Below are 14,699 nucleotides of genomic sequence, written 5' to 3' on the forward strand. Positions count from 1 at the left end.
AACTCCGCGGAATACCGCGCCCTCTTCGACATTCTAGGATCGTCCCTATCAGCAGGCGATCCACTCTAAACACTGGTCCGGTTTTCCGGGACCACCTCTCGTTTTGTTGCCTCTGCTTCCAGGCGCCGCATTCACCTCGCAGACCCTCGCAGCTTTGAGTGACGCTTGCTCGTGTTTGCCGCGCTCCGCGTCAATCCGTCTCCGCGACGAACGAGCGAACTTCTGCCGAAAGCTCTGTTGGCTCGATACGCCTGAGCTTCGGCTTAGCGAATGCCTGTGCTGCGACGACGGCTTTGATCGCGACAGGCCGATAGTGAGACAGCATATCGTTTAGAACACGTTGCCGTTCAGCGGACTCAAGGGCCATCAAGTATATCCACCATTTGCGCTGCAGAGCGACTGTGAAGACGAAGCGCCGGCTTAATTGAGGAACAGGACGCGTTGGAAACGCGAAATTTGCGATGCCGCGTCCGTCAGATTTTGCAGTAGGTTTTAATGGATACGGACTGTACCCACTCAGCGGTTCGTGTGCTGTGGGCTTTCATAAAGTTTGAGCCAGCATGCGCGTCGAGCGCGGCCTGATCGGCCCAGACTTCGTAGAAGGCAAAGTGGTCCGGCTTTTCCGTTGACTCGTGTAAATCATACTGGATGAAGCCAGCCTCCGTTCTCGTATGAGCGACTAGTGCTTGAAGGGCTTCGCGTAATGCATCGGCCTTTCCTTCATGGGGGATGACCTGCGCGAAAACAAAGACTTTATCCGACATTGCGTATCCTATGTGCCGATCGATGAATTCCCTGCGCGCTTCAGGTGACTGACACCATCAAACGACGTTGATCGTGACATTGGACTTGATCGAATTTGCGATAAAGCATCCCTTGTGGGCTCGGTGGTGGAGGCGCTCCAATGCTGCATGGTCTGGCGTCTTGCTTCCGCCGAAAGTGACCTTCGGGCTAATGGTGATGGCCGATACCCATTGGGAGCCATCAGCGCTTTTCTCCACGTGACCCACGGCTTCGTCCTCGTAGCTTTCAATTTTGAATCCGCTGCCCTCACAGACGGCGAGGAAGTAGAGCATGTGGCAGCTGGCCAACGCATTGACGAGCAGCTGCTCCGGGTCCGCCAGCGTGTCGTTGCCGAGGAAGGCGGCAGCGGCCGAAACAGGAATCGTCACCTCCGGGCTGATTGTAGCCGTATGGTCTCGGCTGTAGGTGCCGGGCTGGGAGGGGTGGTCAGAGGCTGTCCACTGGATGCGTACGGAATGCTGTGACATGGGGTTAGGCCTATTCGACAGTTGGTGGTTCGACACATGACGAACCGAAGGTCATGACTTACGCAGCGGCTGCGGCGCCGGCGAGCAAATCGGTGACAAGCATGTAGCCCGGCTCGTGGGTGATGGCGAAGTCAAGCTTGGCTTCCTGCAGAGCAAGTTGGGGCGTCACTCCACAGGCCCAAAAACCACAGACGTCCCCCGCCTCGATCACCGGCCGATCACCGAACTCGGGCTGCTGGATATCGGCGATGCCGATTTCGGAGGGATCACCGAGGTGCACGGGAGCGCCGTGCGCCAACGGAAGGCGCTCTGACAAGACAATCGCCTGAATGAGGTCGTGCGGCTTGAAGGACCGCATCGACACGACCATCGAGCCCTTGAACGGACCAGCCGGCTCTACGGGCAAGTTGGTGGCGTACATCGGCACGTTGCGTCCGGCGCTGATATGCCTGATTTCGATGCCCACTTTCAAGATTGCGCTTTCGAAGGAAAAGGAGCAGCCAAGCGCGAAGGTCACAAGGTCGGGACGCCATAGTTCCTTGAGGTCGTCCACAGTCTCTGTATGGATACCCGAGCGATAGACGCGGTATCGCGGCACGTCAGTACGAATGTCGATCGAGCCGAGGCCGGGAAGGCCGGGATCGCCCGGCCTTCCGACTCCAAGCAGTGGGCAGCTTTTTGGGTTGCGCTCGCAAAATAGCTGGAAATCGGCTGCATGGGACTCCGGCAGGATCACGAGATTGGCCTGCATGTAGCCGTCGGCATAACCGGTGGTAGGCAGACGCAGCTCGCCACGGCGGATTGCTTCGCGGACCTTGGAGGCCGACATTGCGCCATTTCCGGAGGTGGTGGTCAAGTTCACGTCTTGGGCCTGAACGTCCGAAAGTCTCGACATAGACTCAGCTCGTCCCCAGGGCACTGAGCATCGCCTCGGCGATGGCGACGTCCTTTTCCGCGGGTCCGCCGGAGACGCCGACTGCGCCGATCACCGTCTTGCCGTCGCGGATCGGCAGACCGCCACCGAACACGACATAGGGTCGGCGCCCACCGTGGTTGTCGAGGCCGTAGTAGAGGGCGCCAGGCTGCACGAGATCCATCCAGCTGCCGCTCGGCGAGCGCAGCGAAAGGGCGGTGTGAGCCTTGTTGTGAGCCAGCTCGACCGTGGAAAGCGCAGCGTCCCCCACACGTAGAAATGCCAGCAGATTGCCCCCCTGATCGAGGATTGCGAGTGAGGACGGCTCGTCCAGCTCGAGCGCCTTCGCCGCGCCAGCGTTCAACGCCTTGAAAGCGGCTTCGTGGGTGATTTGTTCAGCCATGGGAATGCCGGTCCGTTCGTGTTGCAGGTGTTCGTTCTGCGATCAGCTGTAAATGCCGCCGTCGACGTTGATGGCTTGTGCCGTTATGTACGAGGACTCGTCCGACGCGAGAAAGACGAAGAGCGGCGCGACTTCGTCGGGCGTTCCCTGTCGCCCCAGCGGGATGACGCGAGGAATCGCTTCTTCCTGCTTTTCACGCCCGCCCATGAAAGCGATCACCGGTGCGTTGAACGGAGTGTCGATCCAGCCTGGGCAAACCGCATTCACCCGGACACCTTCGCCCGCGAGCTCTATGGCGAGCGTCGTCGCCATGCCGATCACTGCGGCCTTAGATGACGAATAGGCGAGCAGCCCGGTCGCTCCCCGCTTGCCGGCAAGCGAGGACATCAGCACGACGGACGACTTCCCTGCCCGGCGGAGATGCGGCAGGGCTTCGCGTACGAAAATGAAGTTGGCCCGGACGTTGACCGCAAAGGTCTTGTCCCAGTCGGCGGTCGCGAAGCTTTCGGCCCGGCCGGAAATTTGGACGCCGGCGTTGAGGCATAGCGTGTCAAAGCCGTCCATCCATTCGGCGGCTTGCTTCACCGCCGACGTGATGTCGGCCTCCTGGGAGAGATCGGCACGGATGAACCGCACCTTTCCCTGGAAGCGCTTCTCGACTTCCGCGCCACCCGCCGCGTCGATGTCGATCATCGATACAATGGCGCCCTCTGCGATTACGGCTTCGAGAATGGCTAGGCCAATATTCGCGACGCCGCCGGTCAGAAGCACGCGTTTACCTGCCAGTCTTGCGGACATGGTGTCTTCCTTCTTTGAACAAGCGGGCACTCGGCTCGTTGGCCGACATGCCGTCCAGAAGTTTCAGGCCGCGCTGCGCACGGTCTCCAAGATCGCTTCGTTGATGGCGGAAGCGGCTTCCATCTGTGGCATGTGGCCAGCTGCGGGGAACGACCGGAAGCGCACGTTCGGCGGCAGCCCATCGGCCTCGGCCACCGGAATGATGGCATCGTCCTCGCCCCAGAGAACCGTCACTGGGCACGTAAGCTTCGCCAGTTTGTCGCCGATCTGCTGCAGCTGGCCGTTTTCGTCCGCGATGGTCGCCGCCATTGCCGCCAATGACTCAGGCACGCCTTCTAGGCGTTTGAAGCGCAGCGTGCCTTCGACCATGTCGTTCGTGATCTTCGACGGATCGGCGAACAATAGCTCAAGGACCTTCTGTAGCGGGCGACGGCGCTCTGCGGAAACGAAGCCATCCAGGTATTCCCGGTTGATCTCGCGGCCGAGTCCGATCGGCGCGATCAGCGTCAGTGACGCCACCCGGGACTGATCCGCCGACGCGAGGGCAGTAGCGATCGCTCCGCCGAAGGAGTGCGCGACGAGATGGAACTTGCCGGGTGCGATAGCATCAACGGCTGCCGTCACCGACGCGACGATGCGGGCGAATATGTCTCCTTGCGAAACGGGCGAGGACGCGCCGTGTCCCGGCAGATCGAGCGAAACGGTCCGAATGGTCTCCGCGATCGCCGGCTGGTTGAAAAGCCAAGTCGTGTGGTCACCGCCGAAGCCGTGGATGAAAACTACCGTCGCATCAGACTCTAAGCCGGCTTCCGACACGTTGATCGTACCGTCAGGGACTTCGATGAGGCGCGGTGCGTTACCTTCCACCGCCCCTTCCCCTGCTACGCCAGCCCGGTCGGCATATGTCTCGACGAACGCGTCGATCTCTTCCTCGCTCGCCTCGCCGTCGACGATCACGGCAGCAAGGGCTCCAACAGGAGCCGTCGTTCCGATGGGCAGCACGATGCGCCGCAACGTGCCGCTGGCCGCTGACTCAAGTACGTTGGTGACCTTGGTTGTCTCGATTTCAACAACCTCTTGGCCGCGGTCGACGTGACCGCCCACTTCCACGAGCCATCCGCAGATCTTGCCTTCGGTCATCGTCATGCCCCACTTGGGCACGGTGACTGCCTCGATGCTGGCCATAGCTGCTTACCTTTTCACGATCTGGTGCACCGCCTTCGCGATGGCCGCCGCACTTGGAACGTAGGCATCTTCGAGGACCGGTGAGTAGGGCACGGGAGTGTGGGGCGCCGTCACAAGCTTGATCGGCGCCTTAAGCGCATGGAAAGCCTTGTCGGCGAGCAATGCCGAGATGTCGGCGGCGACGCTGCAACGAGGGTTGGCCTCGTCTACGATAACGACCCGTCCGATCTCTTCGGCTAGCTCGACCAGCGTTTCCTCGTCCAGCGGCGAGGTCGTCCGCGGATCAACAACGCAGGCCGAGATTCCCTCCGATGAAAGCTGTCGCGCCGCTTCCTCGGCGACGATCGCCAGGCGGCCGATGCCGATGATCAAGACGTCCTTTCCGTCACGCGCGATCCGCGCTTCGCCGAAAGGGATCGTGTAGGAGCCGTCGGGCACATCGCCGATCGTGTCGTAGAGCATCTTGTTTTCAAGGAAGATGACCGGATCGTCGTCGCGGATCGCCTGGATCAACAGCCCCTTGGCGTCGTAGGGCGTCGATGGAATTACGACCTTGAGGCCGGGAATGTGGGTGAACAAGGGATAGAAGGCTTGGGTGTGCTGCGACCCGGAGCGGCTGCCGGCTCCATAAGTGGCGCGGATCACGAGAGGTGTCGTCGCACGCCCACCGAACATGTAGCGGAACTTGGCGATCTGGTTGGCGATCTGGTCAAAACAGACTCCCGCGAAATCCACGAACATCAGTTCGGCAATGGGCCTGAGGCCCGTCAACGCCGCACCTGCGGCTGCGCCGATGAAGGCCGTTTCGCTGATCGGCGTGTCGCGGATGCGCTCGGAGCCAAACGCATCGAGGAGACCGCGCGTTACGCCGAACGCACCACCCCAAGCGTCCTTGACGCCGTTCGCGCCGGCGCCGCCAGTGAGGTCTTCGCCCATCATGATGACGCGCGGGTCACGGGCCATCTCCGAGCGAAGGGCTTCGTTGATAGCTTGCCGAAAGGATTTTTGCGACATGGTCGTCGAGCCTTCAAATGTACTTGACGTAGACGTCGGTCGTAAGGGCGGACAGGTCGGGGAACGGCGCCGCTCGTGCCTTCTCCACCGCACTGTTAAGCAAAACCTCGATCTCGCCATCGATGTCGTCGAGCTGGTCCGCATCGATCAAGGCGGCCTCGCCCACGCGTTTGCGGAAGTTGAGTAGGCAATCGCGCCCCGAGCGCATCGCTGCCTTCTCTTCCGCGGTACGGTACGTATCGGGATCTCCGCTGTAATGGCCGTAATAGCGGGGAACGTGGATATGTAGCATGGTCGGGCCCCCGCCACCTCGCGCCCGCTGGACGGCTTCGCCCGCGGCCGCGTGAACGGCGAAGACGTCGGTGCCGTCCAATTCGAGGGTCGGGATGGCGAAGCTCTCGGCACGCAAGGTGAAACTACCTGCCGATACGTGTGCGTTGAAGGTCGCCTCGCCGAACTCATTGTCTTCGATCACAAAGATCATCGGAAGCTTCCATATGGACGCTAAGTTGAAGCTTTCCGACATGGCACCTTCGTTCATCGCCCCGTCGCCCGCGAAAGCTACGGCGACGCGATCATTGCCAAGCACTTTGGCGGTCAGGGCGGCGCCGCAGGTGATGGGCACGCCACCTGCAACGATGCCGTTCGCCCCAAGCATGCCATGGCGGAGGTCGGCGATATGTTGTGATCCGCCTTTGCCGTTGCAGGTGCCTGTCGCCCGGCCGAACAGCTCTGCCATCATCGCATCGACATCGAGGCCCTTCGCGATTGCGTGGCCATGACCGCGATGCGTCGACGAAATGTAATCGCCGTCTTCTAGGTGAAGGCACACGCCGACCGCCGAGGCTTCCTGGCCAGCATAGAGGTGGGTGCTGCCCGGAATGTCACCGGTCCCCATCTCCTCCATGACGCGCTCTTCGAAGCGCCGGATCAGCCGCATCGATCTGTAAACGTTAACAAGCTGTTCGCGGGGCAATTGCAAAGCGGACATGGTGAATCCTACCTTTAAGGCTTCGCTGGGACTGGCGTGCGGCAATTCGGACTGTCGCGGTGCGTCCAGTGCAGTGCACTCGACTTGAGGCTTTAGATTTTCATTTGACGGTTTCGTCGGTACTGGTCGGCCACGACGGCCGCGACGATGATCATCCCTTTGATGATCTCCTGATAGTAGGATCCGATCCGAAGGAACGTGAAACCGGACGTGATGATGCCAAGCACGATCACGCCGATGACCGTGCCGCCGATCCGACCCACGCCGCCCGCGAGCGACGTTCCGCCAATCACGGCGGCGGCGATGGCGTCGAGTTCATAGGCCGTACCCATCGCCGGCTGCGCGGAAGCCGCCCGGGCAGCTGTTACGACACCCGCCAAGCCGGACAGCAAGCCGGCTACGGCATACACTTTGATGAGATGAGCGCCGATGTTGATGCCCGATACACGAGCGGCTTGCGGGTTCGCACCGATGGCATACGTGAACTTACCGTAGCGAGTGTAGCGTAAGGATACATGGGCGATCAGCGCTACGACGGCGAAGATGATCACAGGTAGGGGCAGCGGAAAGCCCAGAACCAGGAAACTTTTTCCTAGCCAGGTGAATTCCGGTGTCAGCAGCGGAATGGGCTGGCCAGTCGTGTACCACTTCGCGACTCCGCGGGCGCAGACCATCATCCCTAGCGTAGCGATGAAGGGGGGTATGCCAGTGGCGGCGATGACCCCGCCACTGATGACGCCGGTTCCGATGCCTACCGCAACTCCCGCCAGCAGCGGCCAGATCGGAAAAAGATCGGTCAGCAGCGGGTAGATAGCCCGCGTGTCCGCGCTGCTTTGGGCGAGCGATGCGGCAACCATTGCTGCGAGACCAAGAACGGACCCCGACGCCAAATCGATACCGCCGGTGATGATGACTTGCGTCACCCCGATGGCGATGATTCCGACCACGGACACCTGAAGGATGATGATCGACAGCCGCTGTTGATTGCCGAGGAAGCTCTGTCCAACAACGATCCAGCCAAGAATCTCGAAGATGAGGGCGATGCCGATCAGCATCCCCAACATTGAAAGCTCACGCTTGAGCTTTTTCTTCGGCTCATCCTTGGGCGCTGTGCCAGCATTCTCTTGGATCGTGCTCATCAGGCTGCAAGCTCCATGATCTTGACTTGATCGGCTTCGACGCGATCCAGGATGCCGGACATGCGACCCCGTCGCATCGTCATGATACGGTCGCTCATTCCAAGAATTTCAGGCAGTTCCGAGGAGATCATGATGACCGCCAGACCTTCAGCAGCAAGGCTGGAAATCATGCGGTGTATTTCCGCCTTCGCGCCGACGTCGATGCCCCGCGTAGGTTCGTCGAGGATAAGTATCTTGGGCTTCGTCAACAGCCAGCGGCCGATCAAGACCTTTTGCTGATTGCCGCCGGATAGGTTCAGGATACGCTCGCCCATGTCCGGCGTCTTGACCCGCAGCTGCTCGGACATCCGTGCGCAATCCTGCGAAAGCCGCCTCTGTTCAATGAAGCCTCCCCGGGCATAATCCCGCTGAAGTGCCGCCAGCTGCATGTTCTCCTGGATGTCCAGAAGCAAGAAGCACCCGGTATCCTTCCGGTCCTCGGTCAGAAAGGCCATGCCGTGTCGCATGGCGACAGAGGGTGACCTAACCTCGATGGTTTCACCGTAGAGTTTGATGGTTCCGGATGTTGCCGGCGTGACGCCGAAGATCGTTTCGGCGATGTTCGAGCGACCAGCACCGACGAGACCGGCAATGCCCAGGATCTCCCCCGCACGCAGCTTAAAAGAGACATCTTCGAAGACACCCTTAAGCCCAAGGTTCTCGACCTCGAGTACCGTCTCGCCGATCCTGGCTTCCACCTTGGGAAACATCTGTGAAAGCTCGCGGCCGACCATCATACGGATGATGTCGTCGCGCGTGACATCCGCGGAGGAGTGGGTTCCGATGTATTTGCCGTCTCGAAAGACTGATACCTCGTCGGCGATCTCGAATAGCTCATTCATCTTATGAGTGATGTAGACGATCCCCTTGCCGTCCTCACGCAGCATGCGGATGATGCGGAATAGGTGCTCGACCTCTCGCTCTGTGAGTGCCGAGGTCGGCTCGTCCATGATCAACACCCGGGAGTCGTATGAAACCGCCTTCGCGATCTCCACCATCTGCCGCTCGGCGACGGTGAGGTTGCCAACCTTTTCATCAGGGTTCAGGCTGATCGACAGCCTTTCGAAAAGCTCAGCGGTTCGGCTGTGCAGCTCCCCGTGATCTATGAAACCGAACCGATTCCGCGGCTCGCGTCGGATCCAGATGTTTTCAGCGATCGTCATGGGAGCCATCAGGTTGAGTTCCTGATGAATCATCGCGATGCCATGTTCGAGCGCATCGAGCGGCCCGGATAGCCTGGTGGGCTTCCCGTTGATTTTCAGCGTGCCTCCGCTTGGAGGATGGATGCCAGCAATGATTTTCATCAAGGTAGATTTGCCGGCGCCGTTCTCACCCATCAAGGCGTGGACGGTACCCGGACGCAGCCTGAACGATACGTCGTCGAGGGCGAGAACGCCGACAAACTCCTTACGAACATTCTCGACTTCCAGGAGGTACTCGGATCTAGGGCTTCCCGTTGAAGCCGGAACGCTCGGGGCGTCAAACGAGGCGGCCGCCATGTCTTCGTACCTTCCAAGATGCGCTAAAGGGGCCCATAGCCAAGCCGACCGACACCGGATGCGCCCGGAGGCGCATCCACAGCCAAGAGGGATCAGTTTTTTGCGAGGTAGGTTTCGACGTTCGTCGGCGTCACGAGTTCGTAGGGGATCCAGTCCGGCGATTGCACCGCCTCGCCCTTCGCGAGCTTCATCGCATCTTCGAGCGAGTTCCTTCCCTGGCCGATAGCGTCCTGAAACACGGTGACCTTAAGGTCCCCCTGCTGCATGTAATGCATCGCCTCGCGCGTAGCATCGATGCCGGCTACTACGATGTCCTTCATGTCCAAGCCTGCCGCCTTGAGCGAGTTCACGGCGCCGATAGCCATTTCGTCATTGTTGGCTATGACGGCTGCCGGCGTGTGGCCAGCCGTGATCCAGTTTGTCATCAGGTCCTGCGCCTTCACTGGATCCCAGTTAGCGGACTGCTCATCGAGCACCTTCATGAACTTGCAGTCGGGAGTTGCGGCAACGTCGTGGATTGCCTTGCTGCGCAAGACGGCAGTCTCGTTCGCGAGAATACCTTGAATGATCAGGATGCCCGCTTCCTCCGTCTTGCCAGCTTCCTTGAGCAAACGGCAGACTTCCGTCGCCTGCAACGTCCCAGCAACATACTCGTCAGAGCCGACGAAAGCGGCCTTGGGGCCGAGCTCCTTCAGGTCGCTGGGCGTGTTGTTCACGTAGACCAGCGGGATCCCGGCGTCAGCAGCCATCTTGGTAATTGTTGGGGTCGCAGATGTTTCCACCGCATTCACGATGATGGCGTCCACTTTGGCGGCAATGAAGTTCTGGACCTGCGACAGTTGACGGCTGACGTCGCCTTCAGCGAACTCGACTTGTAGCGGCTGCTGAGCCTTGTCCGCAGCCTCCTGCATTCCCTTCACCAGAACGACAAGGTTCGAGTCGCTGTGAGAGATCGAGGCGCCGATGTTTCCGGCAAAGGCGCTCGACGCCGACATGGTCGCCAGCACGGCGATAAGAGCAACCTGCTTCATTTCAATACCCCATTGCCAACGGGTGTCCGGGGCACCCTTTCACGTCCGGATCGCCCTTCAACAAGGGACCTGCTTGTACTTGCACCCTCGGGCGGGCACGGACGAGAACCCGCCGAGCCCGCCGATAAGGACGCTCAATCGTCAGCGAGCGTTTGCTGCATCTACCAGCGGCTTCATGTATTCCATGCAAGTACGGGCCACGTAGTCGGGTTCGATTCCCCGGCGGTGAAAGCCGCACTCCATCGAAAGATAGCCATCGAAATCAGTATCGCGTAGAGCGTCGACCAGCGCCTTGAAGTCTCCGCGGCCTTGGCCCGGTGGCAGACGGTGATCGTCCGAGATGTGCAGGTGAACCAAGTTCTTGCCCATCCGATAGACGTAGTCGCTCATCACCTCGTTCATTGTGATAACGTGATGAGTGTCGAACATCAGGCGGACATTCGGCTCTCCGACGTCTTCCAACATGTTCATGCAATCTTCGCAGGTATTGACGATGTTGCTGTCTTCCGGCGTCGGCTCGATGACGATCTCGACTCCATGATCTTGTGCGAACCGTGCAATCTCGGCGATTGCGTACCGCGCCCATTCCCATGCTTGCCGCTGGGTGGTGCCGAAGATGAACCAGCCCGGAAGGCAAACGAGACGCTTGCCGCCCCAGTCCGCGGTCAGTTTCACCATGTCCTTATAATGATCGATGGACCACTGCCTCTCCTCCGGAATGGGGGATGCAACGTTATTGCCTGGTCCACCGCCATGAGCTGGCAACATCGCCGCCAGTTTGAGGTCCTCATCCTCCAGCAGCTGACGGATGTCCTTGCGCCGCTGAGCACTCAAGGTCGGCGGAAAAACGTGCGGACTGGCCGCTCCGATCTCGATGCCTTCGTAACCAGCGCGCTTGATGCGTTTGATTGTTTCCTCGAGCGTATAAGCCGGCAACCAGGTAGGGTTGCTGGCATAAGGCCAAGTGTGGAAGGCAAGTTTCAGCGTCATCAACGTTTCCCGAACTTGGAAGATCAACTGACTGCCAGTGTGCAGTCATAGGACGATCATTGGTTTGCGCTGCGCTAGGCCGCGTTGCGCTTGACCTTCTGCCAGTCGCTCTTCTCGCCGGAAACGAGGATTGCGTCGGCGATCCGCTCGATCTGGACACCGTCGGCGAAGCTCGGCGCACCCTGCGTTCCCGCCTTGATTGCCTGCAGGAAGTTGTACCATTCCAACGATTTGATATCGATGTAACCCTGCCCCATCCCCGCAATCGGCCAAAGCAGATCGCCGTAGGGCTGGCTCGGTCCGGAGTAAATCGTACGGAAACCAACGGTATCTTCGGGATCATCGGCAAAGGCGACCCGTAGTTCGTTCAGACGCTGATAATCGAACGCAATCGTGCCCTTCGTGCCAGCGATCTCAAACCCCAGCTGGTTATGGTGGCCGTAATGGTTGCGCGTAACCTCGATGGTGCCGAAGGCTCCGCCATCGAACTTGATCATGGTAAGTGCATGGTCGTCGACGTCCACTTTACCCATTTCGGTAGAAGCTTCTGCCTTTTGACCGAAGGCCTGGCCTGCAGGTAGCGGCCGCTCAGCGATGAACGTCTTGACGATCGCGTTGACCTCATCGAACTCGCCGACAAGAAGACGCGCGGCATCGATGACGTGAGTACCGATGTCGCCGAGCGCGCCAGAACCCGCCTTCGCCTTGCTGTAACGCCATGTCAGCGGCCGCTTCGGATCGACGCCCCAGTCCTGCAGGTAGTAGCCGCGGAAGGTGAGGATCTTGCCGATACGACCTTCATCGATCAAGCGCTTGGCCATTTGAATGGCCGGCGTGTGTCGGTAATTGTAGGAGATCATCGTCACGACCCCAGCCTGCTCGGCAGCGGCCAACATTTCCTCTGCTTCAGCGACGGTCATCGACATTGGCTTCTCGCAGAGAACGTGCTTTCCCGCCTTTGCGGCCGCGATCGCGATCTCGGCATGGGTGTCGTTCGGCGTGCAGATGTCCACGATGTCGATGTCGTCTCGGGCGACAACTTCGCGCCAGTCCGTCGCATACTCGGTGAAGCCGTATTGCTCCGCGGCACCCTTCGCCAGCTCCTCGGTCACGTCAACGACGACCTTACGCTGGACTGGAACCGGAGAGCCGAACAGGATCGGCACAACCGCTGTGGCGATTGAATGGGCCTTCCCCATGAATCCCGTACCAATCAGTGCGATGTTTAGCGTCTTCAAAAAAATTCTCCCCGCTTTTGCGGAATCAATTTCACACCCGAGAGTGCCGGCTATCAAAACTGCGGCCAACAGGCTGTCCGCCTGTGATGTAAACGTTGCCATTGGCGTCCTATGGCTGTCAACAATGTATTTGCAAATAGATTACGCTGCAGCGCACTGTCGCCTAAAACTTAGGCTGCTGCCTTTCTGCTAGCCACTTCAGTGCTCAGGATGTGGCCGTCACGAGATAAAAGACAATATACTTCTACTGAATTTACTGATTTCGCTGTATAAACCGTAGTAAAGGGGCGCATCGTCTAGAAGACAGCTTAGATTGATTGGGATTATTTCTTATTTCATCGTAAATTTCGCGCAGAAAACTTCCTGTACGCTTGATTCTAGCATAGGAAGGACAACGCAAAGGGCAACTGATATTTTGCTGAGCGTCATCTGCTCTGAACCGAAACGGACAGTCCGGCGGAATCTGTCCATGCACTTTGTGGTTAACGTTGCAGTGCAGCACACCCGATCATTCCGCTTCGCGGAGTTGGACGAATAACCGCGTCCCTCGTGTTATGTGGATCGCTTATCAATTCAGCGCGGGAGATGACCGTGCGCACTCCGACTTCGAGGGGGATTACGAGGCTCTAAGCTGCCTTTAGACAGTGAGTTCGAATAATGCCTCAATCTCTACTGCCATTCCGGATGGCAGGGACGGGCTGCCTGTCGCAATGCGTGCGTGAATGCCTCGCTCTCCGAAAACGCTCTTCATGAGGTTAGAAGCCGCGTTCATCACGGCCGCGTGGCGTTCGAAGTCGGGCGTGCACCGTACGATCCCTGCCAGCCGCACCACACGCGCGACGGAGGCGATCTCGCCGCCGCACGCATCGCTCACCTGCCGCAGGATGTTGAGGCCGCAGATCTGCGCGGCCTTCTCGCCGTCCTCGAATGAGAGGTCGCCACCAACCGTTCCTTTGTAAGCAAGTGCTCCCCTGAGGCGCGGCCCCTGCCCGGCAACGAACAGGAGGTTGCCCGTACGTACGAAGGGAGTGTAGCTTCCCTGCGGTACATTCGGCTCGGGAAACTCGAAGCCGAGTTCCGCAACCCGGTCCTTGATTGTCGCCATATTCGGGTTCCTATTTGATCTGACGCCAGTCGCCGCTGTCGCCTTTCCAGTTGGTGGAATGGCCGAGCGCGCGCATGACGCTGCCTCGTAATGCCGTGACGAGGCCGAACCATTCGTCGGCATGGATGCCATCGACCGCAGGCTCTGGCGCCATGAACATGCCGTCTACCCCGCCGAAGGTGACACAAAGTTCAATACAGCGCTTCTCCAGCGATGGCTCATGAAAGACGACCGGATTCTCCAGGAGGCAGGAGAGCGCGGCAACTAGCCCAGTGGCACCCCAGTTCGATACATTGGCGATGATCAGATGGTCGGCGGCGGTCGCGGCGCCGACGCCTCCGCGGCCGGGAATGCCGCAGTCTTTGGCTTTCGGAGAAAAAGTAGGCAGCGCCTCGGCAATGACGCCCATACCGAGTTCATTACCGCCGTCTCCGATGGCGATGAAAGGGATGTCCTGCTCCTGTGCGTTGCGAAAGAACTGATCGAGATCCGCGACCATCCCGTCCAATGGACGGCCACCAAGGCCGTGATACAATCCGTTCGCGTTGGCTCCCGGGCGTTCAATCGACAGCACCAACGAGGGTCGCGTCTCACTGAGTAATGCATCGGTCGCTGCCTTGCAGCCGACCGCATCTTTCGGCACTGTGCGAACGTATACGGGGCGAACGAACTCGATGGACCGGATCTGCCCATCTTCCGGAAAGGGCAATGGTGCCAGACCGGCGCCGCGGCAGGTGCCGACCATCATCTCTTCCCAGTCATTGTCGACAAGGATGACCGTTTCGATCCCAAGACCGAGGAAGAGCGCTCTTGCGATCAGTGCAGCCCCGACTGGGCCGTCGGTTTCCGGGACCCCCGCGCCTTCAGGAAATCCGGTTGCGATTACGACGGGTCCCTTTCGCTGCCGCACCGCATCTACGATAATCTGAGCGGCCTGCATGCAAGAGGGACCAGGCTGTTTGTCCTGCAAAGCGGCATAAAGGTTGGTGATCAACCCAACTCCGGTGAGATCAATCGCCATGAATTTTTCGATTGTCTCAGAAACGAGATCGTATTTTTTTGTATTCTTCTGGAGCATGGCGG

At 59.5% G+C, this 14,699-nt stretch carries 15 protein-coding genes; all 15 read right to left on the minus strand.

Going from position 1 to position 14,699, the window contains the following annotated elements:
* Positions 1-473 precede the first annotated feature (473 nt).
* The gene (locus ASG62_RS11690) at positions 474-764 is read right to left on the minus strand and encodes a putative quinol monooxygenase (RefSeq protein WP_056695233.1); all 291 of its coding nucleotides are present in this window, start codon (positions 762-764) and stop codon (positions 474-476) included.
* Positions 765-821: 57 nt separating this feature from the next.
* Positions 822-1,271, minus strand: coding sequence for an OsmC family protein (locus ASG62_RS11695; protein ID WP_056695230.1), 450 nt, complete (start codon positions 1,269-1,271; stop codon positions 822-824).
* A gap of 58 nt (positions 1,272-1,329) precedes the next feature.
* Positions 1,330-2,100 carry a putative hydro-lyase gene (locus ASG62_RS11700; RefSeq protein ID WP_056695228.1) on the minus strand — a complete coding sequence of 257 codons (771 nt, stop codon included), beginning with the start codon at positions 2,098-2,100 and terminating at the stop codon, positions 1,330-1,332.
* A gap of 70 nt (positions 2,101-2,170) precedes the next feature.
* Entirely contained in the window at positions 2,171-2,587 is a 417-nt protein-coding gene (locus ASG62_RS11705; protein ID WP_056695226.1) for a GlcG/HbpS family heme-binding protein, read from the minus strand.
* A 42-nt stretch (positions 2,588-2,629) separates the two neighbouring features.
* Positions 2,630-3,385, minus strand: a complete 756-nt coding sequence (locus ASG62_RS11710; RefSeq protein WP_056695224.1) for an SDR family NAD(P)-dependent oxidoreductase — start codon at positions 3,383-3,385, stop codon at positions 2,630-2,632.
* Positions 3,386-3,448: 63 nt separating this feature from the next.
* Entirely contained in the window at positions 3,449-4,570 is a 1,122-nt protein-coding gene (locus ASG62_RS11715; protein ID WP_056695223.1) for an acetoin dehydrogenase dihydrolipoyllysine-residue acetyltransferase subunit, read from the minus strand.
* Between the two features lie 6 nt (positions 4,571-4,576).
* The gene (locus ASG62_RS11720; RefSeq protein ID WP_056695222.1) at positions 4,577-5,584 is read right to left on the minus strand and encodes an alpha-ketoacid dehydrogenase subunit beta; all 1,008 of its coding nucleotides are present in this window, start codon (positions 5,582-5,584) and stop codon (positions 4,577-4,579) included.
* A 13-nt stretch (positions 5,585-5,597) separates the two neighbouring features.
* Positions 5,598-6,575, minus strand: a complete 978-nt coding sequence (locus ASG62_RS11725; protein ID WP_082537254.1) for a thiamine pyrophosphate-dependent dehydrogenase E1 component subunit alpha — start codon at positions 6,573-6,575, stop codon at positions 5,598-5,600.
* Between the two features lie 92 nt (positions 6,576-6,667).
* A complete protein-coding gene (locus ASG62_RS11730) occupies positions 6,668-7,714 on the minus strand; it encodes an ABC transporter permease (RefSeq protein ID WP_056695219.1) in 1,047 nt (348 codons plus the stop codon).
* Positions 7,714-9,252 carry a sugar ABC transporter ATP-binding protein gene (locus tag ASG62_RS11735; protein WP_056695218.1) on the minus strand — a complete coding sequence of 513 codons (1,539 nt, stop codon included), beginning with the start codon at positions 9,250-9,252 and terminating at the stop codon, positions 7,714-7,716. Before ASG62_RS11735 ends, ASG62_RS11730 begins: the two co-directional genes overlap by 1 nt.
* Before the next feature lie 92 nt (positions 9,253-9,344).
* Complete coding sequence (locus tag ASG62_RS11740) at positions 9,345-10,283, minus strand: substrate-binding domain-containing protein (RefSeq protein WP_056695216.1); 939 nt, start codon at positions 10,281-10,283, stop codon at positions 9,345-9,347.
* Between the two features lie 141 nt (positions 10,284-10,424).
* The gene (locus ASG62_RS11745) at positions 10,425-11,273 is read right to left on the minus strand and encodes a sugar phosphate isomerase/epimerase family protein (RefSeq protein ID WP_056695214.1); all 849 of its coding nucleotides are present in this window, start codon (positions 11,271-11,273) and stop codon (positions 10,425-10,427) included.
* Between the two features lie 74 nt (positions 11,274-11,347).
* A complete protein-coding gene (locus ASG62_RS11750) occupies positions 11,348-12,511 on the minus strand; it encodes a Gfo/Idh/MocA family protein (RefSeq protein WP_056695212.1) in 1,164 nt (387 codons plus the stop codon).
* 637 nt (positions 12,512-13,148) lie between these two features.
* Positions 13,149-13,616 carry a RidA family protein gene (locus tag ASG62_RS11755; RefSeq protein WP_056695196.1) on the minus strand — a complete coding sequence of 156 codons (468 nt, stop codon included), beginning with the start codon at positions 13,614-13,616 and terminating at the stop codon, positions 13,149-13,151.
* Positions 13,617-13,626: 10 nt separating this feature from the next.
* Positions 13,627-14,694 (minus strand): DUF4392 domain-containing protein, encoded by a 1,068-nt coding sequence (locus tag ASG62_RS11760; protein WP_082537253.1) that lies wholly within the window; start codon positions 14,692-14,694, stop codon positions 13,627-13,629.
* Positions 14,695-14,699 lie beyond the last annotated feature (5 nt).

The organism is Aureimonas sp. Leaf427 (assembly GCF_001425485.1).
Classification (GTDB): domain Bacteria; phylum Pseudomonadota; class Alphaproteobacteria; order Rhizobiales; family Rhizobiaceae; genus Plantimonas.